Source organism: Citrobacter sp. CK194 (assembly GCF_030333395.1).
Lineage (GTDB): Bacteria > Pseudomonadota > Gammaproteobacteria > Enterobacterales > Enterobacteriaceae > Citrobacter_B > Citrobacter_B koseri.
Map to the genome: position 1 here is coordinate 308,050 of NZ_JAOWGA010000017.1, position 24,647 is coordinate 332,696.

General features: G+C 55.4%; 23 protein-coding genes and 1 tRNA gene (1 of these 24 running past the window's edge). 5 read left to right on the top strand and 19 right to left on the bottom strand.

Annotated elements, in window-relative coordinates; all coding sequences use genetic code 11:
- A tRNA-Ser gene (locus OGX80_RS09890) sits at positions 1-95 on the top strand (it extends 123 nt beyond the left edge of the window).
- Positions 96-295: 200 nt separating this feature from the next.
- On the opposite strand, the gene phoH is transcribed toward OGX80_RS09890, so the two are convergent.
- The 3 genes from phoH to OGX80_RS09905 all read right to left on the bottom strand — a co-directional run bounded on the left by phoH (position 296) and on the right by OGX80_RS09905 (position 3,579).
- Positions 296-1,084 carry a phosphate starvation-inducible protein PhoH gene (gene phoH / locus OGX80_RS09895; protein ID WP_012132901.1) on the bottom strand — a complete coding sequence of 263 codons (789 nt, stop codon included), beginning with the start codon at positions 1,082-1,084 and terminating at the stop codon, positions 296-298.
- Positions 1,085-1,646: 562 nt separating this feature from the next.
- Entirely contained in the window at positions 1,647-3,155 is a 1,509-nt protein-coding gene (gene putP / locus OGX80_RS09900; RefSeq protein WP_024130454.1) for a sodium/proline symporter PutP, read from the bottom strand.
- Between the two features lie 157 nt (positions 3,156-3,312).
- Positions 3,313-3,579 carry a hypothetical protein gene (locus OGX80_RS09905; RefSeq protein ID WP_142757156.1) on the bottom strand — a complete coding sequence of 89 codons (267 nt, stop codon included), beginning with the start codon at positions 3,577-3,579 and terminating at the stop codon, positions 3,313-3,315.
- Here OGX80_RS09905 and putA point away from each other — a divergent pair.
- A complete protein-coding gene (gene putA, locus OGX80_RS09910; protein ID WP_058668989.1) occupies positions 3,578-7,540 on the top strand; it encodes a trifunctional transcriptional regulator/proline dehydrogenase/L-glutamate gamma-semialdehyde dehydrogenase in 3,963 nt (1,320 codons plus the stop codon). The two genes, OGX80_RS09905 and putA, sit on opposite strands and share 2 nt — an antisense overlap.
- Before the next feature lie 127 nt (positions 7,541-7,667).
- Positions 7,668-8,063 carry a lysozyme inhibitor LprI family protein gene (locus OGX80_RS09915; RefSeq protein ID WP_012132905.1) on the top strand — a complete coding sequence of 132 codons (396 nt, stop codon included), beginning with the start codon at positions 7,668-7,670 and terminating at the stop codon, positions 8,061-8,063.
- On the opposite strand, the gene rutR is transcribed toward OGX80_RS09915, so the two are convergent.
- Positions 8,060-8,698 carry an HTH-type transcriptional regulator RutR gene (rutR, locus tag OGX80_RS09920; protein ID WP_012132906.1) on the bottom strand — a complete coding sequence of 213 codons (639 nt, stop codon included), beginning with the start codon at positions 8,696-8,698 and terminating at the stop codon, positions 8,060-8,062. The two genes, OGX80_RS09915 and rutR, sit on opposite strands and share 4 nt — an antisense overlap.
- 201 nt (positions 8,699-8,899) lie before the next feature.
- Positions 8,900-9,073: a con-10 family general stress protein gene (locus OGX80_RS09925; protein ID WP_012132907.1), complete on the bottom strand. Its 174-nt coding sequence runs from the start codon at positions 9,071-9,073 to the stop codon at positions 8,900-8,902.
- A 385-nt stretch (positions 9,074-9,458) separates the two neighbouring features.
- On the opposite strand from OGX80_RS09925, the gene wrbA reads away from it, so the two are divergent.
- Both wrbA and OGX80_RS09935 read left to right on the top strand, forming a co-directional pair.
- Positions 9,459-10,055, top strand: coding sequence for an NAD(P)H:quinone oxidoreductase (gene wrbA, locus OGX80_RS09930; RefSeq protein ID WP_047457630.1), 597 nt, complete (start codon positions 9,459-9,461; stop codon positions 10,053-10,055).
- 20 nt (positions 10,056-10,075) lie between these two features.
- Entirely contained in the window at positions 10,076-10,303 is a 228-nt protein-coding gene (locus tag OGX80_RS09935; RefSeq protein WP_047457633.1) for a YccJ family protein, read from the top strand.
- A gap of 36 nt (positions 10,304-10,339) precedes the next feature.
- On the opposite strand, the gene agp is transcribed toward OGX80_RS09935, so the two are convergent.
- The 14 genes from agp to OGX80_RS10005 form a co-directional block, all read right to left on the bottom strand.
- Complete coding sequence (gene agp, locus OGX80_RS09940; protein ID WP_047457637.1) at positions 10,340-11,581, bottom strand: bifunctional glucose-1-phosphatase/inositol phosphatase; 1,242 nt, start codon at positions 11,579-11,581, stop codon at positions 10,340-10,342.
- A gap of 121 nt (positions 11,582-11,702) precedes the next feature.
- A complete protein-coding gene (locus tag OGX80_RS09945; RefSeq protein WP_000874189.1) occupies positions 11,703-12,188 on the bottom strand; it encodes a hypothetical protein in 486 nt (161 codons plus the stop codon).
- A 24-nt stretch (positions 12,189-12,212) separates the two neighbouring features.
- Positions 12,213-12,698 (bottom strand): TlpA family protein disulfide reductase, encoded by a 486-nt coding sequence (locus OGX80_RS09950; protein ID WP_012132911.1) that lies wholly within the window; start codon positions 12,696-12,698, stop codon positions 12,213-12,215.
- Positions 12,685-13,380, bottom strand: coding sequence for an ABC transporter ATP-binding protein (locus OGX80_RS09955; RefSeq protein WP_000117262.1), 696 nt, complete (start codon positions 13,378-13,380; stop codon positions 12,685-12,687). Before OGX80_RS09955 ends, OGX80_RS09950 begins: the two co-directional genes overlap by 14 nt.
- Before the next feature lie 4 nt (positions 13,381-13,384).
- Positions 13,385-14,515, bottom strand: a complete 1,131-nt coding sequence (locus OGX80_RS09960) for an ABC transporter permease (RefSeq protein WP_000729219.1) — start codon at positions 14,513-14,515, stop codon at positions 13,385-13,387.
- Positions 14,505-15,788 carry an ABC transporter permease gene (locus OGX80_RS09965; RefSeq protein WP_012132913.1) on the bottom strand — a complete coding sequence of 428 codons (1,284 nt, stop codon included), beginning with the start codon at positions 15,786-15,788 and terminating at the stop codon, positions 14,505-14,507. The genes OGX80_RS09960 and OGX80_RS09965 overlap by 11 nt, the downstream gene beginning before the upstream one ends.
- Positions 15,789-15,790: 2 nt before the next feature.
- Complete coding sequence (locus OGX80_RS09970; RefSeq protein ID WP_000119836.1) at positions 15,791-17,170, bottom strand: Fe-S-containing protein; 1,380 nt, start codon at positions 17,168-17,170, stop codon at positions 15,791-15,793.
- A gap of 103 nt (positions 17,171-17,273) precedes the next feature.
- A complete protein-coding gene (locus tag OGX80_RS09975) occupies positions 17,274-17,801 on the bottom strand; it encodes an iron transporter (RefSeq protein WP_012132914.1) in 528 nt (175 codons plus the stop codon).
- Positions 17,802-17,841: 40 nt separating this feature from the next.
- Positions 17,842-19,728, bottom strand: a complete 1,887-nt coding sequence (locus tag OGX80_RS09980) for an FTR1 family iron permease (RefSeq protein WP_012132915.1) — start codon at positions 19,726-19,728, stop codon at positions 17,842-17,844.
- A 349-nt stretch (positions 19,729-20,077) separates the two neighbouring features.
- The gene (locus OGX80_RS09985; protein WP_115181735.1) at positions 20,078-20,893 is read right to left on the bottom strand and encodes a Na(+)-translocating NADH-quinone reductase subunit C; all 816 of its coding nucleotides are present in this window, start codon (positions 20,891-20,893) and stop codon (positions 20,078-20,080) included.
- 182 nt (positions 20,894-21,075) lie between these two features.
- The gene (locus OGX80_RS09990) at positions 21,076-21,582 is read right to left on the bottom strand and encodes a protein disulfide oxidoreductase (RefSeq protein ID WP_115181736.1); all 507 of its coding nucleotides are present in this window, start codon (positions 21,580-21,582) and stop codon (positions 21,076-21,078) included.
- Positions 21,572-22,195, bottom strand: coding sequence for a DsbA family protein (locus OGX80_RS09995; RefSeq protein ID WP_115181737.1), 624 nt, complete (start codon positions 22,193-22,195; stop codon positions 21,572-21,574). The genes OGX80_RS09990 and OGX80_RS09995 overlap by 11 nt, the downstream gene beginning before the upstream one ends.
- Positions 22,192-24,078 carry a cytochrome c biogenesis protein CcdA gene (locus OGX80_RS10000; protein WP_115181738.1) on the bottom strand — a complete coding sequence of 629 codons (1,887 nt, stop codon included), beginning with the start codon at positions 24,076-24,078 and terminating at the stop codon, positions 22,192-22,194. The genes OGX80_RS09995 and OGX80_RS10000 overlap by 4 nt, the downstream gene beginning before the upstream one ends.
- Positions 24,079-24,126: 48 nt before the next feature.
- Positions 24,127-24,492, bottom strand: coding sequence for a hypothetical protein (locus OGX80_RS10005; protein WP_047457658.1), 366 nt, complete (start codon positions 24,490-24,492; stop codon positions 24,127-24,129).
- Positions 24,493-24,647 lie beyond the last annotated feature (155 nt).

Here is a 24,647-nt window from a genome sequence, read left to right on the forward strand (position 1 = left end):
CGACAACTGGCGGCAGCCAGTTGGACAGACCGCGAACGCAGAGAGCGGGCTGCCCGCAGGGCGAGCGAAGCGAGTCAATCTCCCCCTCACCGCCATATTCAAGAAAGAGCTCGTACGAAAGTATGGGCTTTTTTTTCGCCTATTGCACATGCTATCCGGCCTACAAGAACACCCCAGGACCGGTAAGCGTTAGCGCCACCGGGCGCTCGCACATCGCCGGATGGCAGCGCAAGCGCCTTATCCGGCCTACAAAAAACAAAGCCCGGTTTCCCGGGCTATGAGATCTGACGACACTTCAGTTGTAGGCATGAAGGGTTCGTTGGCACAATGCCGAACGCACGCAGTCGTCTTTATGGAAACGGACAATACCTATCATCTCATCTTCTTCAAAGCGAGCTAACGCATCACTTAACCCTGATTGAACATGAGCCGGTAAATCGCACTGGGTAATGTCGCCATTTACGATAACCGTCACGTTCTCCCCGAGGCGCGTTAAGAACATCTTCATTTGCGCAGCAGTCACATTCTGAGCCTCGTCAAGAATGACGACTGCATTTTCAAATGTACGTCCGCGCATATAGGCGAACGGCGCGATTTCCACCTTACCAATCTCAGGCCGCAGGCAGTATTGCATAAAAGATGCGCCCAGGCGTTTCACCAGCACGTCATAGACGGGCCGGAAATAAGGCGCGAACTTCTCGGATATATCGCCTGGTAAGAAGCCGAGATCTTCATCGGCCTGCAAAACCGGACGGGTAACAATAATCCTGTCTACATCTTTATGTATCAGGGCCTCTGCTGCTTTTGCCGCACTGATCCAGGTTTTTCCACACCCGGCTTCGCCAGTGGCGAAGATCAGTTGTTTACTCTCGATAGCATTCAGGTAGTGCTCCTGAGCCTCATTTCGCGCTACGATTGGTGTGGCGTCACGGCTATCACGCGCCATGCCTATCGCTTCTACGCCGCTCATCTGCACAAGCGAGGTGACCGATTCTTCTTCACGTTGTTTGTGGCTACGCGAATCCCGTCTCAGCACACGTTTTGCTTCACGACGAGCTTTGATCACTGCTTTTTGTCTTCCCATGGATAGCACCTTGAGTTGTTGGTATACATCACACGCGCCGTTGGCGGCACGATTATGCGCACGAACATCTGAGGGTTGGCTTCCTTGTAAGCCATAGCTTGTTTTTTGAAAAGACGCCCTACACGGCTACGCGCACCGAATACGGCGTCAGTAACAGGGATAAAAAGAGGAAGTGAGAGGAATTTAGCGGTGACGACAGGGCTACCGGAGGAGAGGCATCCGCATAAGTTATTGCTGTTACTGCGAAAAACGTGTCCAGTACAGGACCTTACCATTCGCGATCTCCATAGTGAAAAGTGTCATCACTGCCGGGAACTACCGCTATTACGTATTAGTACAACATAATTTATCATTAATGCAACAACATATTTACCATGCATTAACCAAAGTTCCCCTTTGCACTGGCAATAGTCTCTTACAGAGATATTACAAAATTATTTCACCCGAACGCTCATAGTAAAAATTAATACTTTCATTCATCGACATACAGAGAAACACGCCACAATTCTGAATAAAAAGCCCGCGCATGGCGGGCTATGAAAGTAAACGGGCAGCGGTCAGATTACTCTGCCTGTAAACGCGACGGCGGTGCGGAGTGGTAATACGCATCCGCTTTCGCAAAACGTTCTTGCATAGCCGACGACGGCGCTTTGCCCAGCAGGCTAAAGACCACAATCCCGATGCTGCCGAAGATGAAGCCAGGGATGATTTCGTACAGATCCAGCCAGCCAAACTGTTTCCAGACAATAACCGTCAGCGCCCCGATAACCATTCCGGCCAGCGCGCCGTTACGGGTCATACGCGACCACATCACCGAGAACAGCACGACCGGGCCAAACGCCGCGCCGAAGCCCGCCCACGCATAGCTCACCAGACCGAGCACGCGGTTTTCAGGGTTAGCAGCCAGCGCGATAGACACCAGCGCAACCACCAGCACCATAATGCGCCCTACCCATACCAGCTCTTTCTGGCTCGCGCCTTTACGCAAGAAGGCTTTATACAAATCTTCGGTAATCGCGCTGGAGCACACCAGCAGCTGGCAGCTTAACGTCGACATCACCGCCGCGAGAATAGCGGACAGCAGAATACCGGCAATCCACGGGTTGAACAGGATTTGCGCCAGTTCAATGAACACGCGCTCCGAGTTCTGGTTCACCGCTCCGGCCAGTGCCGGGTTATTGTTAAAGTAAGCAATGCCGAAGAAGCCGACAGCCACCGCCCCCGCCAGACACAGAATCATCCAGCTCATACTGATGCGACGCGCGTGCACGATGCTGTGGTGAGAATCCGCCGCCATAAAGCGCGCCAGAATATGCGGTTGACCAAAGTAACCCAGCCCCCAGCCCATCAGGGAGATAATGGCGACAAAGTTCAGTCCCTTGAGCATATCCACATTCTCAATGCTCTTTTGTTTAATCACTTCCAGGGAGTCACCAAAACCGCCGACGCTGATGATCACCATAACAGGCGTCAGAATCAGGGCGAAAATCATCAGGCTGGCCTGGACGGTGTCGGTCCAGCTCACGGCCAGGAAGCCGCCAATAAAGGTGTAGATAATGGTGGCTGCCGCCCCCGCCCACAGCGCGGTTTCATAGCTCATGCCAAAGGTGCTTTCAAACAGACGCGCCCCTGCCACAATCCCCGATGCGCAATAAATGGTGAAAAACAGCAGGATAACCAGGGCAGAGATAATGCGCAGAACGCGACTTTTATCTTCAAAACGCCCGGTAAAATAATCCGGCAGAGTCAGGGCGTTATCATTAAATTCAGTGTGGACGCGTAAACGTCCCGCCACCAGTTTCCAGTTAATCCATGCCCCTAACGTCAGACCAATCGCGATCCAGCTTTCAGAAATCCCCGACAGGAAAATCGCCCCCGGCAGACCCATCAGCAGCCAGCCGCTCATATCAGATGCGCCAGCGGATAATGCCGTCACAAACGGCCCAAGGCTGCGGCCGCCGAGAATATAGTCATCAAAGTTTTTGGTCGAACGCCATGCAATAAACCCTATCAATATCATGCCAAAGATATAGACACAAAACGTCACCAACATCGGTGTGCTAATAGCCATCAAAAGTCTCCAGATTTTATGTGCCGGCAATAATAAGAGCTGCCGTTTTATACCCTGCCGGAACGTGGCAATGGTGTTTATGTTTACCAGGGCGACCGTATCCTGCCGGAAGCGGTGGTCATTCACAATCGATTTAACACATCATTTACATCAAATTTTATTCGGATGGGATACTATTTTTCTCCAGGTTGCACTCTCTCACATTTTTTAAGGTTGCACCTTTCAAAAGTGTTAACTGCCGCAGAGAAAAAGATTTGGTTATTGTTTTTATCCCATCCAGAAGCGTCTCTTCTTTTAACATTTCATTCATTTTTAAGCTTGCAAGGCAGGTCACATTTAACGAGGTTGCACAAAGTTGCAACATGGTGGATATTTCTCGATAACTATCAGCAGCACATATCAGAACAACAGGAGTAGACGGCATGGGAACCACCACGATGGGGGTTAAGCTGGACGACGCGACGCGCGAACGTATTAAAACAGCAGCAACACGAATTGATCGCACCCCACACTGGCTGATCAAACAGGCAATCTTTAATTATCTGGAAAAACTGGAAAGCGACGAGGCGTTACCGGAATTGCCCGCCCTGCTGGCTGGCGCCGCCAATGAAGGCGATGAGTCAACCGCACAGCAGGAAGAAAACCACCAGCCTTTCCTTGAGTTTGCCGAGCAGATCCTGCCTCAGTCGGTCTCCCGCGCCGCGATTACCGCAGCTTACCGTCGCGCCGAAACTGATGCGGTGCCGATGTTAATGGAGCAGGCGCGTCTGCCGCAGCCGGTGGCTGAGCAGGCCCACAAGCTGGCCTATCAACTGGCGGAGAAACTGCGTAACCAGAAAACGGCCAGCGGTCGCGCCGGGATGGTGCAGGGGCTGTTGCAGGAGTTCTCCCTCTCCTCGCAGGAAGGCGTCGCGCTGATGTGCCTTGCGGAAGCGCTGCTGCGTATCCCGGATAAAGCGACGCGTGACGCGCTCATCCGCGACAAAATCAGCAACGGCAACTGGCAGTCGCATATTGGCCGCAGCCCGTCGCTGTTTGTTAATGCCGCCACCTGGGGTCTGTTGTTTACCGGCAAGCTGGTTTCTACCCACAACGAAGCCAGTCTCTCTCGCTCGCTGAACCGGATTATCGGTAAGAGCGGCGAGCCGCTGATCCGCAAAGGCGTTGACATGGCAATGCGCCTGATGGGCGAGCAGTTCGTCACCGGCGAAACCATCGCCGAAGCGCTGGCGAATGCGCGTAAGCTGGAAGACAAGGGCTTTCGCTACTCCTACGATATGTTAGGCGAAGCGGCGCTGACCGCCGCCGATGCGCAGGCTTATATGGTCTCGTATCAGCAGGCTATTCACGCCATTGGCAAAGCGTCTAACGGACGCGGAATTTATGAAGGGCCGGGGATCTCCATCAAGCTTTCCGCCCTGCACCCGCGCTACAGCCGCGCGCAGTATGACCGCGTGATGGAGGAGCTGTATCCGCGCCTGAAATCCCTGACGCTGCTGGCGCGTCAGTATGATATCGGCATCAACATCGACGCCGAAGAAGCTGACCGTCTGGAAATCTCCCTCGACCTGCTGGAAAAACTTTGTTTTGAGCCGGAACTGGCTGGCTGGAACGGCATCGGTTTCGTAATTCAGGCTTATCAGAAACGCTGCCCGTTTGTGATTGATTATCTGATCGATCTCGCCACGCGTAGCCGTCGTCGCCTGATGATCCGCCTGGTGAAAGGCGCGTACTGGGACAGTGAAATCAAACGCGCCCAAATGGACGGACTGGAGGGATACCCGGTTTACACCCGCAAGGTCTATACCGACGTTTCTTATCTGGCCTGCGCGAAAAAACTGCTCGCCGTACCGAATCTGATTTACCCGCAGTTTGCGACCCATAACGCCCATACTCTGGCGGCGATTTATCAACTGGCGGGGCAGAACTACTATCCGGGCCAGTATGAATTCCAGTGTCTGCACGGCATGGGCGAACCGCTGTACGAGCAGGTCACCGGTAAAGTGGCGGATGGCAAACTCAACCGTCCGTGTCGTATTTATGCCCCGGTCGGCACGCATGAAACGCTGCTGGCGTATCTGGTGCGCCGCCTGCTGGAAAACGGCGCTAACACCTCCTTCGTTAACCGTATTGCCGACGCCACGCTGCCGCTGGATGAACTGGTCGCCGACCCGGTGGAGGCCGTGGAAAAACTGGCGCAGCAAGAAGGGCAAACCGGCTTGCCGCATCCGAAAATCCCGCTGCCTCGCGACCTCTACGGACAAGGCCGGGAAAACTCCGGCGGGTTGGATCTGGCTAACGAACACCGTCTGGCTTCCCTCTCCTCCGCCCTGTTGAACAATGCGCTGCAAAAATGGCAGGCCAAACCGATGCTGGAACAGCCGGTCGCTGACGGAGAGATGACGCCGGTGATCAACCCGGCAGAGCCGAAAGACATCGTCGGCTACGTGCGCGAAGCCAGCGCTGCGGACGTTGAACAAGCGCTACAAAACGCGGTTAACAACGCCCCTATCTGGTTCGCGACGCCACCGCAGGAACGCGCCGCCATCCTGCAACGCGCAGCGGTATTAATGGAAGGCCAAATGCAGCAGCTGATTGGCATTCTGGTTCGTGAAGCCGGGAAAACCTTCAGTAATGCTATTGCAGAAGTACGCGAAGCGGTGGATTTCCTCCACTACTACGCCGGGCAGGTACGCGATGACTTTGATAACGAAACGCATCGTCCTTTAGGCCCGGTCGTCTGTATCAGCCCGTGGAACTTCCCGCTGGCCATCTTCACCGGACAAATTGCCGCTGCGCTGGCGGCGGGCAACAGCGTCCTGGCGAAACCGGCGGAACAAACGCCGCTGATTGCCGCCCAGGGCATCGCCATCTTACTGGAAGCCGGTGTTCCGCCGGGCGTAGTGCAGTTGCTGCCCGGCCAGGGGGAAACCGTTGGGGCGCAGTTAACCTCCGATGAGCGCGTACGCGGCGTGATGTTTACCGGCTCGACCGAAGTCGCCAGCTTATTGCAGCGTAACATCGCCACCCGTCTGGATGCGCAGGGTCGCCCGATTCCGCTGATTGCGGAAACCGGCGGGATGAACGCCATGATCGTGGACTCCTCCGCCCTTACCGAACAGGTGGTTGTGGATGTGCTGGCATCTGCGTTTGACAGTGCCGGGCAGCGCTGCTCGGCGCTGCGCATACTGTGCTTGCAGGATGATATCGCCGACCACACCCTGAAAATGCTGCGCGGGGCAATGGCGGAATGCCGCATGGGTAATCCGGGCCGTCTGACCACCGACATTGGCCCGGTTATCGATAACGAAGCCAAAACCAATATCGAGCGCCATATTCAGGCGATGCGTACGAAAGGTCGTCCGGTATTCCAGGCCGTACGTGAAAACAGCGATGATGCGCGCGAATGGCAAACCGGCACCTTTGTTCCGCCAACGCTGATTGAGCTGGAAAGTTTTGATGAGCTGCAAAAAGAGATCTTCGGGCCGGTGCTGCATGTGGTGCGTTACACTCGTAATCACCTTCCCGAACTGATTGCGCAGATCAACGCCTCCGGCTACGGTCTGACACTGGGCGTACATACTCGAATTGACGAGACCATTGCGCAGGTCACCGGTTCAGCGCACGCAGGCAACCTGTACGTCAACCGTAATATGGTAGGCGCGGTCGTGGGCGTCCAGCCATTTGGCGGCGAAGGCTTGTCCGGCACCGGGCCGAAAGCGGGCGGTCCGCTCTATCTCTACCGTCTGTTGGCAAATCGCCCGGAAAACGCGCTGGGCATTACGCTTGCCCGTCAGGATGCGGACTACCCGGTGGATGCCCAGCTTAAAGCCGCGCTGACTCAGCCGCTTGACGCGCTGACCGGGTGGGCGGCGGATCGCCCGGCTTTGCATACGCTTTGTCAGCAGTTTAGCGAGCTGGCGCAGGCCGGAACCCAGCGTTTGTTGCCTGGCCCTACCGGTGAGCGCAATACCTGGACGTTACTGCCGCGTGAACGCGTATTGTGTCTGGCTGATGACGAGCAGGACGCTCTGGTGCAGGTCGCCGCCGTGACAGCGGTCGGTAGTCTGATTTTGTGGCCGGACGATGCCTTCCATCGCGAACTGGCGAAGCGCCTGCCTGCTGCGGTTTGTGAACGTATTCAGTTTGCGAAAGCGGACACGCTGACTTCGCAGCCGTTCGATGCGGTGATCTTCCACGGCGATTCCGATCAGCTACGGGCGCTGTGCGAGGCGGTAGCCGCCCGTGACGGCGCGATCGTGTCGGTACAGGGCTTTGCCCGTGGTGAAACCAATATCCTGCTGGAGCGTCTGTATATCGAGCGCTCGCTCAGCGTTAACACCGCTGCGGCAGGTGGTAACGCCAGCCTGATGACAATTGGTTAAGGCTGTGGTTAATTAAGGCTTTGGAAAATGCCCGGTGGCGCTACGGCTCACCGGGCCTACAAAACACATTTGTAGGCCGGATCAGGCAAAGCCGCCATCCGGCAATGTTTTAGAGCCAGAGGGAAGTATGAAGCGAATTATATTCACATGTGCTGCGCTGCTACTCAGCGCTCAGGCACTGGCCGATGACTGCGCCAACGCCAGCACGCAAATGGAGATGAACACCTGCGCCGCCGCGCAATTTCAAACCGCCGATAAAAAACTCAATGAGACGTACCAGAATGCGCTAAAACGCGCCGAACCGCCGCAGCGTGACTTGCTGAAAAAAGCGCAAATCGCCTGGATTGCCCTGCGGGACGCCGACTGCGCGCTGGTCAGTTCCGGCACGGAAGGCGGCAGTATACAGCCGATGATCGCCAGCCAGTGCATGACGGACAAAACGGACGAACGCGAAGCGTTTTTAGCTTCGCTGCTGCAATGTGAGGAAGGTGATTTGAGCTGTCCGTTGCCGCCTGCCGGTTAACGTACGCGAATGCCTTCAATAATCATCCGCTGTACGCTTTCGACCGTTTGATTGAAAAAGGCTTCATCACGCAGCGTTGCGCCCGTTACCGCTTCGACCTGAGGCGCAAAATCGGCGTAATGCTGCGTTGAAGCCCAAATCATAAAGATCAGGTGATGCGGATCGACGGGCGCCAGTTTTCCACTGTTTACCCATCCGGCAATCAATGCCGATTTTTCGTCAATCAGCGCCTTCAAATCCCCGGTCAGTTCTTCCATCAGCAACGGCGCGCCCGCCAGCATCTCCATGCAAAAAAGCCGGGAAGCCTGCGGATAATCACGGGAGACCTCCAGTTTAAGACGGATGTACTCTTTGATCGCCACCAGCGGCGCGAAATCTTCACGAAAGGCCTTTAACGGCGCCAGCCAGATATCAAGGATTTGCCGCAGTACGGCGACATAAAGCGCCTCTTTCGACGGGTAATAATAGAGCAAATTGGTTTTGGACACTCCCGCCTGCTCAGCCACCTGCTCCAGACGTGAACCATGAATACCGTACTGGGAAAACGTGTTTAATGCAGCGGTTAAAATCGCCTGGCGCTTGGCGCTGACGGCCTGTGAACGTTTACCTGTTTTTTTCTCTGCGCGTTGAACCATGCGCCCTCTCCTTGTTTTATTGCCGCCAGGATACCGTGGCAACGGCGCTTTTTTCTTTTTGAACGTCAGAACGCTTAGTTTGCGTCGCCTGCGGCGACACTTCAATCTTACGGACAAAAAAACCGCCGGAGGAACCGGCGGCGGTGGCATCATAACGTTTACCAGCGGCATGCGCTAAACATTATGGCGTTAACTTACAGGCTAGCTGTTACGGTTACCGTGACTGCTTTTGCCCCCTTTTTTGCCTGCTTCTGATGCACGCTGCGGGTCATTCTTAAAGTTGCCCCCGCTGTGCTGGCCACCTTTACGACCTGCTTCTGATGCTCTTTCGCGGTCTTCCGCAAAATTACCGGAACCGCCCCGATGGTTTGCCATTACTGACCTCCGTCATAGATTAGACATCATATTGCATCGGTGTTGAGGAAGATCTCCTCACGCGGCATATGGCAGACGCCACAATTATTGCCACGCGGAACTAAGCTTAGCGAAGTTACCCCGGCTGACCAGTAAATCGTAATATTCTGCAACAGGTTCGTCAGGGGGACAGGAATAATCCCCCCAGGAAATCAATAAGCCTCTCTTATGGTTAAAGAAATCCGAACGGCGAAAAATGTATCATTTTGCAACAAAAACGACGCTGATAAATTTTGTTATAAATCAAAGAAATGGTTGTGATATTTGCACTCTCTCCAGGACGTCATATCTTTAAATAGAGGTAGCGAATCGCTACGGACACGGTTAACTCGAGGAGTAGTGCAAAATGGCAAAAATTCTGGTGCTTTATTATTCCATGTACGGACACATCGAAACTATGGCGCATGCGGTGGCGGAAGGGGCAAACAAAGTGGACGGCGCAGAAGTCATTATCAAACGCGTACCGGAAACGATGCAGCCTGAAATCTTCGCAAAGGCCGGAGGTAAAACACAAAACGCACCAGTCGCAACCCCGCAGGAACTGCCTGATTACGACGCCATCATTTTTGGTACGCCGACGCGCTTTGGCAATATGTCAGGCCAGATGCGCACCTTCCTGGACCAGACGGGCGGTTTGTGGGCATCCGGCGCGTTGTATGGAAAACTCGCCAGCGTATTCAGCTCGACAGGCACCGGCGGCGGTCAGGAACAAACCATTACCTCAACCTGGACCACGCTGGCTCACCACGGCATGGTGATTGTCCCTATCGGTTACGCCGCGCAGGAACTGTTTGACGTCTCGCAGGTTCGCGGCGGTACGCCATACGGCGCCACCACAATTGCCGGGGGCGATGGTTCACGCCAGCCAAGCCAGGAAGAACTTTCTATCGCTCGCTATCAGGGTGAATATGTTGCAGGTCTGGCAGTAAAACTCAACGGCTAATCTTCAACAGGAGGATTCGAATGCCAACTCAAGAAGCGAAGGCTCATCACGTCGGCGAATGGGCAAGTCTGCGTAATACATCACCAGAAATAGCCGAAGCCATTTTTGAAGTCGCGAAGTATGACGAGAAACTGGCTGAAAAAATTTGGGAGGAAGGCAGCGACGAAGTGTTGCTTAAAGCCTTTGAGAAGACGGATAAAGATTCGCTATTTTGGGGCGAACAAACCATCGAACGTAAAAATGTCTGACCTTTTCTCCCCCGCCTGCGCGGGGGAGAACCTCTGCTATTTTGCCGCGCTGTTCAACACGTTATCGAACTTATCAAGAGGACAGAAGCCGTTTGCGTCTATCGGGCATCCTGCCAGTTCCAGCGTGACGCGCTGCGCCGGTGATTTCAGCGTCAGGACGTCCGCGTTACGCAACTGCTGCGAGCTCTGATACACATATTCGATTTTCATCAGGTCGCGATTGCCTTTGCTGTCATGCCAGCGCTGGAACACAATCTTGCCGCCAATCGGGGTGCGTTCGTACTGATCGTGCAACTGGTAAGGTTTGAAATCCAGCGCCGTCAGCAGCGAAGCAATATTCGAGTCATGCCCCACCAGAACGGTAATTTTCGGCGCGCTGCTACGGTCAGTCACCAGCGCTTTATCAATATATTTGACCAGCGGTTTGGCGACGTTGCGCGCCACTTCACCCGAGGTAAACAGGCTGTCCTGATACCCGTTCTTCAGCTTTGACAGGACTTTCCACTGCTGATCGGATTTAATCTCGCCCCAGGCGACCTGATCCATCGGGAAGCCTTCGTAGTATTGCAGCGTAAACGCATCCACCAGCGAGTTGCCGACTTTCAGCGGCCCCGAAACGCCAGGCTCCTCCTGATACTTCGCGCTAAAGGCGTCTTTGGCTTCGGTCAGCGAACACTGCTGTTTTTCTTTGCAGGACGGTGAATCTTTGTAGTCCGTCATCTGCGCCAGCAGTTGATAGCTGTCGTCAAGCTGCATCTGGCTGCGCTCTTTTTCCATCGCCTGCACCGCTTTCTGGCTAAACGCCGCAGAGTCATCGGTGATCACTGGATTAAACGTTGGGTCCATCGTGCCCATTTTTTCCTGATGATGTACCGGAATGTCGCACCCAGGGAAAGCGCCGGTGATAAAGAATTGTGCCGTCGCAACGGTGCGTTGCAGACTGTTGGCATAGGTATATACCGTGTCCGGCGTCGGGCATTCGCCTGACGTGACCATCCCCTGCTCCGCCAGCCATTCTCGCATGTAGTGGCCCATATAAATTTCCAGCACACCGCCTTTCGTGGTGAGCTGCCCGCCGGGCACATCCCACTCCGGCCACTGATTCGGCGTGGACTGCTCCAGCACGCTGCCATTATTGGCCAACGGCGCGCGCAAGTTGTGTCGGCTCATCATCAACACTTGTTGCAGTTGATAACCTTCCGGCGTTGTCTGCGCTTGCGCGGCGGACGACAATAAAACAGCCCCTGCCACAGCGGCGACGAGTATCGATTTTTTCATCCCTACAACCTCTTGTTGTTATCAATCCTCATAGAGTGTGACAGAAATATGACATTTTTCCGGGAACGGTTTCGCAAAACGGGAGATTCCAGAAGATAACCGGCAGGTCAGCATGTTCCGGTTATTCCGAGATAAAAACCTCATACTTAATATTGCGGGCGCAATAAAAAGTGCCGTCCGTCAGATACAGTTCACGAAATCGCGTGTTATCAGAGATGTTGTCCAGCAGGGAACGCTCCGTATCGACAAATTCTTTTTGCACGCGGTAATGAACGGCGTTCTCCGTTTCAAAAGAGACATATTCCGTGGTGGCGTAGGGCTTATTTTTTGATTTCACGTACACGATATATTGCACGGTACTGGCCGTCAGCCCCGTTTTCGCCGCGATCTCTTTGAGACTCAACGTCTCAGAGGCATAAAGCGCCTGAACCTGCGCTATGCGTCGGTGATTATACGCCGTTACCCGAAGGCTCAGTTTCAGCCGATAGGCCATATTCCGCACGGCGGTAATATTAGTGTGAAGCAGTTGCGCTATCTGCTCTGTCGTGAGGATGCCCGCGTTTTCCCGCAGAATCGCAAGGCTTTCGTCGTTCCAGATAAATGCCATTGGGTATCTCTCCGTACGCGTCGTTCATCGCGCCGCCAGGCGCGCAAACGTGGCCTCTAACTCAGGCGGCTTACGCATACCCTGGTGTAGCTCCAGAACGCGTCCTTCGGGGTCAATCAGTACGGAAGTCGGCGTGCCGATCACCTGATAACGTTCCTGGGTAATGTTGAGCTGATCGCGCACCACCGGATAGGTTATCTGATGCTTTGCCAGCAGATCGTTAATCCTGACCGTTTCAGGGTCGGTATTGACCGCCACAACCACCACTTTATCGCCCCATTTTTTGCTCAGCGCTTCCAGCGTGTCCATTTCCGCCAGACACCCCCCGCATCCCGCAGACCAAAAATTCAGGTACACCGCCTTTCCTTGCCAGCGTTCAAGGCCTGACTCCTGGCCTTGCAGATCAAACGCCGCCAGCGCCGGGGCCGGTGCCCCGACCGCCAGCTTTTCTTCTTTACACCCGCTTATCAGGATCGCCGCCGCGAGTAACAGCACATTATGCCAGCGCATGTTGATTGGCCTCCTCCCCCAGATATTTACCGTGTTGCAGCCGCAGAATACGGTCGGCAAACTGCCCAAGCGCAGGGTTGTGCGTCACCATCACAATCGTGCGCCCCTGACGATGCAGATCGGTGAGCAGATCCAGCACCCGCTGCTCATTCTCTTCATCCAGGTTGCCCGTCGGTTCATCCGCGAAAATAACCGGCGGTTCGTTGACCAGCGCCCGGGCGATACACACACGCTGCTGCTCACCACCGGAAAGCTGGCTCGGCAGGTGCGTCACACGATGCCCAAGCCCTACCTGCTCCAGCACCTTCCTCGCCGCCGCTTCATCCACCACGCTGTGGTAATGCTGGGCGAGCATGATGTTTTCCAGCGCAGTTAAGAACGGGATCAAATGGAACTGCTGAAATACCAGGCCGATTTTCTCGGCGCGAAAGCGACGGCGCCCCTCTTCATCCAGCGCGGCGGCATCGGTGCCGTCAAGAAACACCTGCCCTTCCGTCGCCGTATCAAGGCACGTCAGAATATTCATCAGCGTGGTTTTACCAGAACCAGAAGCGCCCATAATGGCGACAAATTCACCCTGCGCAATGCGCAGATTAATGTCATCCAGGGCGGTAACGTCACCGAACCGTTTGTATAAGTGGCGGGTTTCGATCGCCACCTGAGGGATATGCGTAACGGACATGGCGCTACTCTCCTTTCAGCACTTTAGCAGGCTCGACGCTTACCGCGCGTCGCACCGGAACAATCGCCGCCAGAATGGCGACCAGTAAAGACAACACCAGAGTAATGGGCAACACCGGCAGACGCAGCGAAATGGCGGCATTAAACACCGTTAACCCCAACAGTTGCGCCAGCAAATATCCCAGCACCCAGCCGCACGCCACCGCCGCCAGCGCGATGATGCTGGTTTCCAGCAGAATTTGCCGCACGATATCGCCGTTGCTGGAACCAAGCGCTTTTTGCAGCGCAAACTCGCGCGCCCGCTCGCCGACAATCGCCATCAGCGTGGTATTCACGCACAGCGAAGAGAGCGCCAGAATCACGATCGAGACCAGCCCCATCAGACCTTTAATTTTATCCAGCACCTGCCCTTCGGAAGCAGAGACCTTACGCACCGGACGAATCTCCAGGTCAGGATACTGCGCCTGCAACCGGCTGGCGTAGTTCTCCACCTGGCCGACATCGTTACTGACGCTCAGCAAGCCGTGGCTGATTTTGCCCGGCTGATGCAGCCAGGCCTGCGCCACGTCGAGGCTGACGATCAGCATGTTGTCCGTCGCATCGCCAGACTCCACAATGCCTTTAATCTGCAAATTCTTACGCTGATTGTGATCCACCAGCGTGATGCTGTCGCCCGGCTGCACGTTGAGGCGTTCCGCCAGTTTGACGCCGATCATCGCGTTACGGTCGTCAAAACTGACGCCAATCCAGCTACCGGTGACCTGCCAGTACGGCACCAGTTTTTGCAGCGACTCGAACCACACGCCAACCATCACCACTTTTTCCAGCTCGGTGCGCGCCATGCCGTACAACCACGGACTGGCGCCATGCACCAGCCCCTGCGGCGCCTGATCGAGAATGCTCTGCAACTCCTGCTGTGGCATACTGGAACCGTGCCCCGGCCCGATGTAAAAATTCGCGCCGAAGGTGCGCAGTTCTTCGCTCATTTTGGTATTAATGTCGAACCAGACGGCAGAAAGCGCCGTCACGATGGTCGCCCCCACCATCAGCGCGGCAAACACCACGCTGACCCGCTGAAAACGCAGACGCAGCGCCCGCCACACCAGCAGCCAGAGCATGGTACGTTTAGCGGCCATACAGCACCTCCACAGGATACAGTCGGGCGATCCGCCGGGCCGGGAACCAGGTGCCGATCAACGCAATCAATACCGCAATCACCAGTACGCACGGCACCACAATCCAGGCAAAATTAAGCGGCGCATCGAAGAGCATGACGCCAATCGCTTTCGCCAGCCCCCACCCGGCAATACATCCCAGCGCGCCGCCCGCCAGCCCGCTGGACGCCGCTTCCAGGTAGAACAGCAGCATGATTTGCCACTGTCGCGCACCCAGCGCCTTCATCAAACCGATCTCTTTGGCGCGTTCCATAATGGTGCTGGTCATCAGCGAGGCGATCCCCATTGCGGAAGCCGCCAGCGCCGCGACGGTAACGACCGCCATCAGCAGCTGAATTTTATCGATCACCACCCCTTCAGACGCCGCGACCTGCCATACCGGGCGCACTTCCGCGCCGGAAATCGCCTCTTCCAGCTGATGCGCGATCGACGACACATAGGCCGTGCAATACCAGAGGTCGTACTCTTCGGCATTGAGCGCGTCCAGGTTTTCCCGCGCGCGGCGGGACAGTTCGTTTTCCGGCACCGTCAGCGCCGAGACGCGAATCGCCTGCACTTTTCCGGGGAGCCCCAGCAGGTGCTGTACCGTACTTAGCGGCATCACCAGTTGGTTATCTTCATCGCCGCCGCTGGAGAGGATACCGCTGACGGTGACCTGCACCGCTTCGCCTTCGGTACGTAATGTCAGCTTATCACCGGGTTTCCAGCCCATTTGCCGCGCCAGCGCGTGCCCGACTAAGGTCTGCGGCTCTGCGCCTGCCGGTTCCTGCGGCCAGTCGCCGGTCACCTGCCAGTAAGGGCTGACCGTTTTCTGCCCCGTCTCATATCCCTCTTCATCAGGAATATCCACTGGCTGACTGAAGAAGGTGCCCAGAATCCGCACCGGTTCTCCCTCCACGCTGGCTTCGCCGCCGAGCATCGGCGCAAACCCGACAATGTTGTTTCGCCAGAAGATATCTTTGATGTTCGGCAGTTCGGCTTCATCAAGAAAATCCTGACCGGAAAGCGGATTACTGCTCTCACTAAACAGCGCGGGCAGCGCAGCCTGTCCGGCGGGTTCAATCAAAATATTCGCGCCATAAGACTTCAGCTCCCTGGACATTTTGTCGCCGATATCAATGGACACCGCCAGCAGCGCCGAGATCAGGCTGGAGGCCAGAAAAACGGTGATTATCGCCAGCACTTTGCGGCGTAAATTGCGCCCCCAGGATTGTCGTAACATCCGCCACAGCATGATTATTCCTCCCTCATGTCGGCAGGAACAAACTGCTCCGGCGTTTCACGGAAGCGTTCATAGTTAGCCTCTGACGAGAAGAACCAGGTCTTGCCGCCATAGCTGTATTTGTAATCGGCTGAGGTATTGGTCAACGTTGAACCATCGACCGGATCGGTCACTTTAATGGTCATGACCGTTGAGAAGTAGTTCACCCCTGTCGCCAGTTCTTTACCGGGAATCACCAGCTCTTTTTCATCATTGTGCCAGTTTTCAATCGGCACCGGGTTACAACCACCAGCCTTGCCGATAGACGGAATAAAAATATGCACTCCGCAGGCGACGCAGATAACCTGATTGCCCTCCATGACATAACCCTGATCGCCGCACAGCAGGCAGGCGTCGAACACCACGCCAAAACGCAGCTTGTCGGGATAGCGGTTAATCACGAAGAAGCGCACCGCTTTGCCATCGTCCGCCACCCAGACGAAACGATGCAGTTTACCGTCACGAAGCTGTTCGACCGGCAGGCGCACCATGCCATCGCTCCCCAGCGTTACGGGCACGGCTTCAGAGAGTTGCGGCGGCTGCGAGGCCACTTTATCCCACCACAGCTGGCCTGCGATAACGACCACCGCGCAGCCGATTGTGACCAGCCATAGCCGTAAAGCATTGCGACGCTGCGCCAGCGCCAGACGGTGAGCGATCGGTTCTTCGGTTTCCCGCGTCTGTCGAAAAGCCCGCAACAGCGCCGGAAGCCAGCACAGCGCCAGGGCCAGCAGCAGCGCGGCTCCCGCCCAGTTATACAGCGCCGTGTTATTTGTGACTTTCGCCACGAAGCTCAGCAGTGATTTTCCCAGCGGAACAACCTGTAATTTCATCAGCAACAACAGCAGGTTGCCGCTCAGCGGCAGCCAGATCATCACCAGCAGAATCAGCGTTAACGGCCAGTACAGGCCGCGAATACGCCGCAGCAGCATCGCGCAGAGTACGCCCGCCAGACAGAGGATCGCAAAAGCGAGAACGACGGCCGTCAGGTTTAACAGCAGGTCAGTATTCAGCACATGCGTACTGGTCAGCCCGCCCAGATTAGGGTCCAGCGCCCAATGGCGGGCAGCGCCGAAAATCAGAATCCCCTGCCACAGATAGCGGATACGCGTTGAAGCCCACCAGAAACTGAGGACAAACAGCAGCGATACCATGACCTCCGCCCCAACCAGCAGCAGTTGTACCGGTTGGCTGCCGTGAATAAACAGTCCCGCCAGCACGCCGGCAATCAGCCCGGTCAGCAGCGTCCAGGTCAGTGGACGTAAAGAGGGAGGATCGTTTCGACTCCAGAGAACACCGGAAAGAAGCGCAATGCAGAAAAAGACCTGTAGCGTCGTGACGAAAAAGTAACTCATAACTTCGACTCTGTACGGCGGGTTGAATTAGGCGACGGGCATATGATCGGTCTGACCAACGCGCCAGAAGGGGGAATCCTCCAGGCGCGTTGGTTAGTCGGTTTTAGTTCAGACCGACATATTTAAACTCGTAGCTCACATCAAACGGTTTCCACCAGCGGCCTACGCCTGTTTCGCTGTCAGTATGGCGATGCATCCCGGCTTTTGACGGCGGTTCAATGTGGTAGGTCACTTTATAGTTGCCCACGCCCATCATTTTGATGTTCGCGCCATAGTGCGGGCCGTCGCTGGCAACCATCGGCATGAAGGTGCCTTCCTGTTTTTCGCCCGTGTCGTTGTTGACCAGGGTGTAGCTGATGGTCAGGTACGGGATCCATTCCCCTGCGCCAAAACCGTTTTTATTGCCTTCTACAGCGTGGATATCCGCTTCAAGGTGAACATCGGCTTTTGCTGCCGGTAAGCCCATGCCGCGCGGTTCCATATCAATCGGTTGCAGGTAAACGGCCGCCAGCTCCATTTCATTCATGGTGACAGGCTCGCCTGCCGGGTACTCTTTAAAAGCAAACGCGGCTGGCGCAGTGAAAATGCTGGCCATCACTGCGCTGGCAATCAGGGTTTTCTTCATGGTCATCAAACGTATCCTCTCGTCTAAAACAACGGCTATACAACGATTATGGGTTATTTTTTATCGTCTCCCCGGGAACCGCGCTTTTGCGCCGCATCACCCACAGCGCCACCAGCGCCGCGAGCAGCAATACGACCTGCGGTAACAACGTTTCCACGTAGGGATAAATCCCCAGCCAGCTGATTTCAGGGAAGCCGTTAATCAACGTAGGCTGGAACAGTTTGCCTTCCACCAGTTCCAGGACGCCTTTGCCCGCAAAGACGAAGGCCATCAGATACATGAAACTGCCGGTAAACATAAAGAAGGGTTTCAGCGGCAGGCGCACCACTGAGTAACGCATCACCAGCCAGGCGAGCAGCAGCACCACGCAGCCAATCACAAAACCGGCGCCAATCGCCATATGGCCGGACACCGTGTTTGCATCGCCAATCAGAGCGTAATAGAACAGCACCGTTTCCGCCCCTTCGCGGTAGACCGCCAGGAAGCTGGTCAGCCATAGTCCGACCAGGGAGCCTCGCGACAGGGAATGAGACAGTTTGCCTTCCAGCCAGGCTTTCCAGTGGCGCGCTTCCACTTTGGACAGCAGCCAGTAACTCATAAAGAACAGCATCACGACGGCAATCAGCATCGTTATGCCTTCCAGCAGTTCACGGCTGGCGCCGGAGTTAGTAAACAGCATCTGGAAGATAGCGGCGGTGATGACGCTGGCGATCAGCGCCACAATTACCGACTGACGAATAAGCGGCAGCTTATCCTGATGGTTGTTTTTCACCATGTAGGCCACGATTGCCGCCACAATCAGCAGCGCTTCCAGCCCCTCGCGCACGATGATCATCAGACTATAGAGCAGCAGACTCCACTGGGTTTCTTCGCCTTCGCCCAGCATCGTCACGGCTTTTTGCAAATCCTGCGCCAGCGCGCTGGCCTCCGCATTCAGGCGCTCAACCGGCTGACCGGCCTTCATCAGACTGACCAGGCGGGTAAAATACGCCTCCAGCGTGGTTTTAAATGCCGAATCGCGAGAGCCGATTTTGTTTTCCATGCCGCTGGCTTCGAAGCGGTCGAAGTAGGTATCCTGGATATCCAGAATCGCATTCTTCGCGTCGCCGCCCTGATAGCGCGCTATCGCGTCCTGAATGCTCTGGTTAATTCCCGTCGTCACCTCAGCCCAGTCGGTACGGTTATTTCCCTCGTCCGCCGCCGGAATGTTGTCTGCGCTTTGCGCCGCGGCAACCTGCTGATCGTCACGGGTGGTTGGCAAGCCGGGTAAGATATCCTCGATATCCTGTAGCAGCGTAGTGACCTGATAAGAGACATCGTTGAGATGGTCAGGTTGCGCGGTCAGCGCAATCAGGGATGAGAATTGTTGGTTAATGGCGGCGGCATCTTTTGCAGAACGGTTTTGTCTGAGGGACATCTCCATCTCAGAGTTTTTAAAGCCCTGATAGTGCGCCTGTTGAACGTGCTGACTGGCAACGCTGTAGTTCCCGGCCTGATATTCAGTGACCGCCTGCGCCAGCAGATCGTCGATCGTCCTGAAACTCTCCTGCCAGTGAACGGCAATGTCGTCTCTGGACAGCGCGTTGTGCTGCTCTTCGGCCACCAGACGATGTCCGCCATCCAGCACCGGTTCAACTTCGCGCAGTGCGGCTTTCAGCCAGTCAATGCGCGCCTGAACGTCAGCGAGCGGTTTTTTCTCGCCAATCATTCGACGGATCTCGCCGAATGCGCTCTCCATCTCGTAACTTTTGCGCGCGGAAATGTTGATGCGGATCGGCCCTTCCAGGTTCTCGAACACCTCGAAATAGGCCATTTGTACCGTGCGGCGCGCCTCGTCGGTATGCTGTTGCTGATAAAGTTCCGCTGTTTTATCAAGACGTTGTTCGATATCTTCAATCAAAGGCGCATAATTCGTCGACGCCCAGACACTCATGCTTATAAACAAGCCAAAGAGAGTAACCAACAAAGAGTTACGGAAGTTACGCACGTGCACACCGCCAAAGAATACAAATGATAATTATTATCATTATATCTTTTTGTCGCGTTGTACATGACCTGGATCATAAAAATGTCAGCAGACGACAAGTTATGTAAACTTATTTCATCAAATCGTGATGAACACACACATTATGCGTTGATAAAAGGGACGTTATCTCCCTGTTTTTCTCATGGAATTAACGGCAAGGCAGGCGCGGTAACAGAGGAATAAATTCCCCTGCCGACAGTGATGTCATTCATTGTCGGCAGGCAGAAATAAAACGCGTTATTGCGTACAGCAATATTCAAAGATTAAGGTTATTTCGATCGCTGGCAAGACGCTGTAAGAATTGACCATATCCCTGCGGCCCCATCCAGTAGTTAATACTTTTCTCAACGCCGGTTGATGTCAACGTCGCACCGGAAATACCGTCAACGGTATATTCATCGGCATGTTCAGGTTTATCTTGTACTATTTTCAATGCAGGATGTCCGCTGTTATCTAATAATCGTTTCCCTGGCCACTGTTTGCGCCAGTTGGCGTCTTCCACCCTAGCCCCCAGAAACGGCGTTTCCCGTTGCTGATAATAATACAGATTTCTCACCGTACGACCGTCCAGCCCCAGAGCAAGAAACGCATGCATCATGGATTTCGCGCCTTTACCGATAACCGGAATGATAACCTGCTGAATTTCATTATTTTTATCTTTCACAAAGAACACATCCGCCACCGTACAGCGCTGACGAACCTGCGCTGGGTCGCGTTCAGGGGCAAGTTTTTCACACTTCTGGCGCGCGGCGTCCATGCTGCTTTCAGCCACCAGCTCGCCGGAATCTAAATTAACATGGCGTTGAATAATATAACGATGATAGAGCGTTTCGACTGATTTTTTATCCTGGGTCTCTGATTTCATCAGGCCCGCAGCGTGTAAAATCGCCGCCTGTTTTTCCTCCCCTGTCGGCTCCGTCATTTCTCCCTGGAACAGCATAAACCATGCCGCCGCCGCAACAAAAATAAGGACACAAAGCACCATCATTGATGCAACAATAATTTTACCCTTGCGCATTGAATTGTTATCCCTGTCAAAATGGAAATCGAAAAAATCGCCTGAACGTATCACAGACTTTCATTCAATTAAAACAGATATGCCATTATCAATTCAGGTTTGCAACGTCAGGCAGCGGTAAAAAATAATAACTGGCGTCAGTAAAAAAGCAGTAAAAATAACAAAAAACACGCTCTCCGCTCGTCTTACACATCCTTACAATGGGTTAAAAAATGCCGGGTTTCCCCGGCACGCTATCAAAACATGGCTGCCCGCCACAGACGTAACTTCATGCCCCAGTAGCTGGTCCAGCCGCTGGTCGTAGTTACCACCTGCCCCTTCGACACCACCACCAGCGTTGGCGTGACGCTGATTTCCCAGTTTCGTGATATCTCACCGCCGCTATCATTCACGACGGGGAACGCCACCCCTTTACGCGATAACCAGCGGGAAACCTCCCCATCATTACCGGAACGCAGCGCGATGGTCATGACGTTCTCCCCTTCCGACTGCAAACGGGCGACATCCGGCGTGGTGAAACGGCAGATACCGCACCAGCTCGCCCAGAAGTAGAGCAGCACCGGGCGTTCTTCACTGATCGACGCCAGCGTTACGGCTTCCCCGTCCAGCGTATGCAGCGGCGTGCTGTCAAACATGGCTGGCATCTGCGGAGAACGCCAGACATCCAGCAGGATTATCACGCCTGCCAGCAGAACCAGTAAGATCGCGCCTTCACGCAGCCAGCGGCGCAGTTTACTGAGCATGGGCCACCGCCAGTTTTTCTTTCACCACCGCCTCAAGGGTCTCCCACGATACCGCGCCGGGGATCATCTCGTCGCCAATGATGGTTGCCGGCGTCCCCTGAACGCCAACCAGCCGGGCGAGTTGCAGATTGGTGCTCAACGTCTCCATGCTTTTCTCATCCAGCGTAACCGGCGTGGCGGCGGACTTTTCCTGCGCCTGTTTAATACTGGCGGCGGTGTGGTAGCCCTTTTTCTGCATCAGTTTCTCATGTAGCGCTAAAAACTGCTGCGGGTGCTCACGCCAGGTGGTTAACGCGGTACGCGCCGACAGTACCGAGCTTTCGCCCTTAAACGGCAGCGGCTTAATCACTACCGCGACCTGCGGATACTTTTGCACGATTTTCTCCAGCAACGGATCAAGCTGCTTGCAGTACGGGCAGTTGTAGTCCGTAAAGTTGACGAGCGTCAGCGTCGCCTTCTCCGCGCCTATCCGTGGGCTGGCAGGATCGTTAAACAGCGCTTCCTGGATCAGCGCTTCAATTTGCTTTTCCTGCTCCGGCGTAAACGGCGCGGGTTCTTTCGCCACGCTCAGACCGGTAAACAACGCTAACAGCATAATCATCAGATATTTCATGGCGTAACTCCTTTCGCATCGCGCAACGTTTGCAGCACCGCATCGCGCGTCAGCAACGTGGGCAATGACTGACCCTGCGGTAAACCGGGGCCATAAATCTGGTTAAACGGCACAGCCACCTGACCGCGTTTTTTCAAAAAGTCGGTGATGTCATCCGCAGGCAGCGTCCAGTCGCCGCGCAATGCGACAACATCCGGCTGTTGCAGCGCATCCTGTATCTCTTCTCGCTGTAACACGTTGTACTTATTGACCTTGCAGGTAATGCACCACTCAGCGGTAACGTCAATGAATACGCGTTTGTGCTGCGCAAGCGCGTCCTGGATCGCCTGTTCGCTCAACGGCTGCCAGACGACGCGCTCTTTCGCCGGGCTGCTTGTCGCGTATCCCAGATGCGGCAACAGGAGCGTCGCCAGCCAGATTGCCGAACCAAGCATCATAACGCCCAGTACGCGCCGCAATCCGTTCATCCAGCGTCCGGGGCGCGGCAGGCGCAGCGCCAGACCAGGGCGTAGCGCGACAAACAGCCACGGCAGGCTCATCCCCACCCCGAGCGCGAGAAACAGCCCCCATAACACCGGAAAGGAGGCCGTCAACGCCACCGCAACGGCCGTCCCGAGAAACGGCGCGCTGCACGGCGTCGCCAGCAGCGTGGCAAACGCGCCCTGCCAGAAATGACCGGCCATCCCGTTGCCGCCGTGGGTGGCAAGTCGGGTCGTCATCGCGGAAGGCAGACGGAATTCAAACAGCCCGAACAGGCTGGCGCTGAAGATCAACATCACCAGCACCATAAACCCGATAAACCACGGGCTCTGGAACTGAATGCCCCACCCAAGCGCCTGATGGGTCAGCCGCAGAACGGTCATTAGCATCGCCAGCGCCATAAAAGAGGCAATAATCCCGGCAACCGACGCCAGAAACTGCCGCCGTATCCGCTGACGACTTTTCTCTTCGACGAGCAGAATCGAGCCGAGCTTCATCCCCAGTACGGGCAGCACGCAGGGCATCAGGTTGAGAATCAACCCACCCGCCAGCGCCATCAACATCACCTGCCAGAGCGGCAGTTCGCCGCTATCGGCCATTTTTGCCGTCGTACTGCCGATCGCCAGGGTACTTTCCTGAGCCACGCCGTCATTCACCAGTACCAGCGTGACCGTTTGACCACGCAAATCGGGCGCCCCTTCTCCCCAGCCGTCGCTGACAGGAACCGTCGCCAGCAGTTTTTCGCCCTCAACACGCAGTTGCGGCTTGCCAAAATCAGCGTTATCAACGGCGTCGAGAAACAATGCTGGCGATGACCAGCCTCCGGCACGCGTGGCTTCAACCACCAGCGCACCAGGACGAGCGCCCACGCTGAGCGTCTGCGTCAGCCCCCGGGAGAGCGGGATCTGCCCCATCGCCTGGGCATAGTCATGCGCGAACGCCGGGTCATGCGCCGAAGGTTTGAGGGTAAAGGGGTAATCGGTCAACAGGCAGACATTGCTGCAAGTAGACAAGGTCAGCACGCCGCTGAGCATCGCGGGTGACGGACCGCGAACCGCCATCGGGAAGGTCACGCGGTGGTGATAACCCTGAGTGGTCATACCGGCGACGTCAAAGCGCGACGGCGTCGGCCAGAACCAGTCAACCGCAGGTATATTTTCTTTCCAGGCAATGGCGGGCGCCACGCCCCCTTCCCCCGGCGAACGCCAGTAGGTTTTCCAGCCGTTTTCCAGTTTTACATCCAACAGTAGCCGGGTTTCGCCTTCCGGGGACGTGTCCGCGCGCAGGCGGACGCTGGCATGGTCGTTATCCGGCGAGCGCAGCCAGCCGCTTTCTGCCGCCCACGAGACGGGCAGCCATAGCAATAACAGACAGCACAAAGTCTGCCTGAAAACAGTGATCATATTTTTTCTCCGTGAACAGGTAATTAACAGTCAGCAACGGCCAGACTGTCATTCACGGAATACGCAGAAGCGTAGATGGACTCTGAGTGTGGGAGGCGAGATTGCTCGCGGTGGAAAGAATGGCAGGCGTACGGCGCGTACGGGCGCCAGCAGGGACAACAACAGACACAGCGCGAGAATCGCCCCTTCAAACAACACGGGCGGCGCGGCAAGCAATGATTTCGCGCTGAGTTCGCATGGCGTCACGGGCGAGGCATCATCAGCAGACGAGCTATCCGCCTGAGTGACGACCGCCGTCGCGGCTGGCGCCATCTGCAAGGCGTGCAGACCCGCCATGCGCTGCGCGGTGCACACTATCACCACAACACATGCCAGGCAGAGGAACCACCATCCCAGTTGTTGACGTTTCGCCATGACATCCTCACTGATTGACGCGAGTTATCTTAGCCACTGACAAGGTTTTAGCAACCTTTGCGCTGTAAAGTTATGTCGGCATCGCCCCGCTTATTACAGGCGAAACGCATTAGTTTTAATAATGATTTTGCTGTTTTCATACGCATCTTTCGGGT

Coding starts and splice junctions, on each gene's coding strand:
- phoH (WP_012132901.1), bottom strand. CDS start 1,084: ATGGGAAGACAAAAAGCAGTGATCAAAGCTCGTCGTGAAGCAAAACGT.
- putP (WP_024130454.1), bottom strand. CDS start 3,155: ATGGCTATTAGCACACCGATGTTGGTGACGTTTTGTGTCTATATCTTT.
- putA (WP_058668989.1), top strand. CDS start 3,578: ATGGGAACCACCACGATGGGGGTTAAGCTGGACGACGCGACGCGCGAA.
- OGX80_RS09905 (WP_142757156.1), bottom strand. CDS start 3,579: ATGCCGTCTACTCCTGTTGTTCTGATATGTGCTGCTGATAGTTATCGA.
- OGX80_RS09915 (WP_012132905.1), top strand. CDS start 7,668: ATGAAGCGAATTATATTCACATGTGCTGCGCTGCTACTCAGCGCTCAG.
- rutR (WP_012132906.1), bottom strand. CDS start 8,698: ATGGTTCAACGCGCAGAGAAAAAAACAGGTAAACGTTCACAGGCCGTC.
- OGX80_RS09925 (WP_012132907.1), bottom strand. CDS start 9,073: ATGGCAAACCATCGGGGCGGTTCCGGTAATTTTGCGGAAGACCGCGAA.
- wrbA (WP_047457630.1), top strand. CDS start 9,459: ATGGCAAAAATTCTGGTGCTTTATTATTCCATGTACGGACACATCGAA.
- OGX80_RS09935 (WP_047457633.1), top strand. CDS start 10,076: ATGCCAACTCAAGAAGCGAAGGCTCATCACGTCGGCGAATGGGCAAGT.
- agp (WP_047457637.1), bottom strand. CDS start 11,581: ATGAAAAAATCGATACTCGTCGCCGCTGTGGCAGGGGCTGTTTTATTG.
- OGX80_RS09945 (WP_000874189.1), bottom strand. CDS start 12,188: ATGGCATTTATCTGGAACGACGAAAGCCTTGCGATTCTGCGGGAAAAC.
- OGX80_RS09950 (WP_012132911.1), bottom strand. CDS start 12,698: ATGCGCTGGCATAATGTGCTGTTACTCGCGGCGGCGATCCTGATAAGC.
- OGX80_RS09955 (WP_000117262.1), bottom strand. CDS start 13,380: ATGTCCGTTACGCATATCCCTCAGGTGGCGATCGAAACCCGCCACTTA.
- OGX80_RS09960 (WP_000729219.1), bottom strand. CDS start 14,515: ATGGCCGCTAAACGTACCATGCTCTGGCTGCTGGTGTGGCGGGCGCTG.
- OGX80_RS09965 (WP_012132913.1), bottom strand. CDS start 15,788: ATGCTGTGGCGGATGTTACGACAATCCTGGGGGCGCAATTTACGCCGC.
- OGX80_RS09970 (WP_000119836.1), bottom strand. CDS start 17,170: ATGAGTTACTTTTTCGTCACGACGCTACAGGTCTTTTTCTGCATTGCG.
- OGX80_RS09975 (WP_012132914.1), bottom strand. CDS start 17,801: ATGACCATGAAGAAAACCCTGATTGCCAGCGCAGTGATGGCCAGCATT.
- OGX80_RS09980 (WP_012132915.1), bottom strand. CDS start 19,728: ATGAGTGTCTGGGCGTCGACGAATTATGCGCCTTTGATTGAAGATATC.
- OGX80_RS09990 (WP_115181736.1), bottom strand. CDS start 21,582: ATGCTCAGTAAACTGCGCCGCTGGCTGCGTGAAGGCGCGATCTTACTG.
- OGX80_RS09995 (WP_115181737.1), bottom strand. CDS start 22,195: ATGAAATATCTGATGATTATGCTGTTAGCGTTGTTTACCGGTCTGAGC.
- OGX80_RS10000 (WP_115181738.1), bottom strand. CDS start 24,078: ATGATCACTGTTTTCAGGCAGACTTTGTGCTGTCTGTTATTGCTATGG.
- OGX80_RS10005 (WP_047457658.1), bottom strand. CDS start 24,492: ATGGCGAAACGTCAACAACTGGGATGGTGGTTCCTCTGCCTGGCATGT.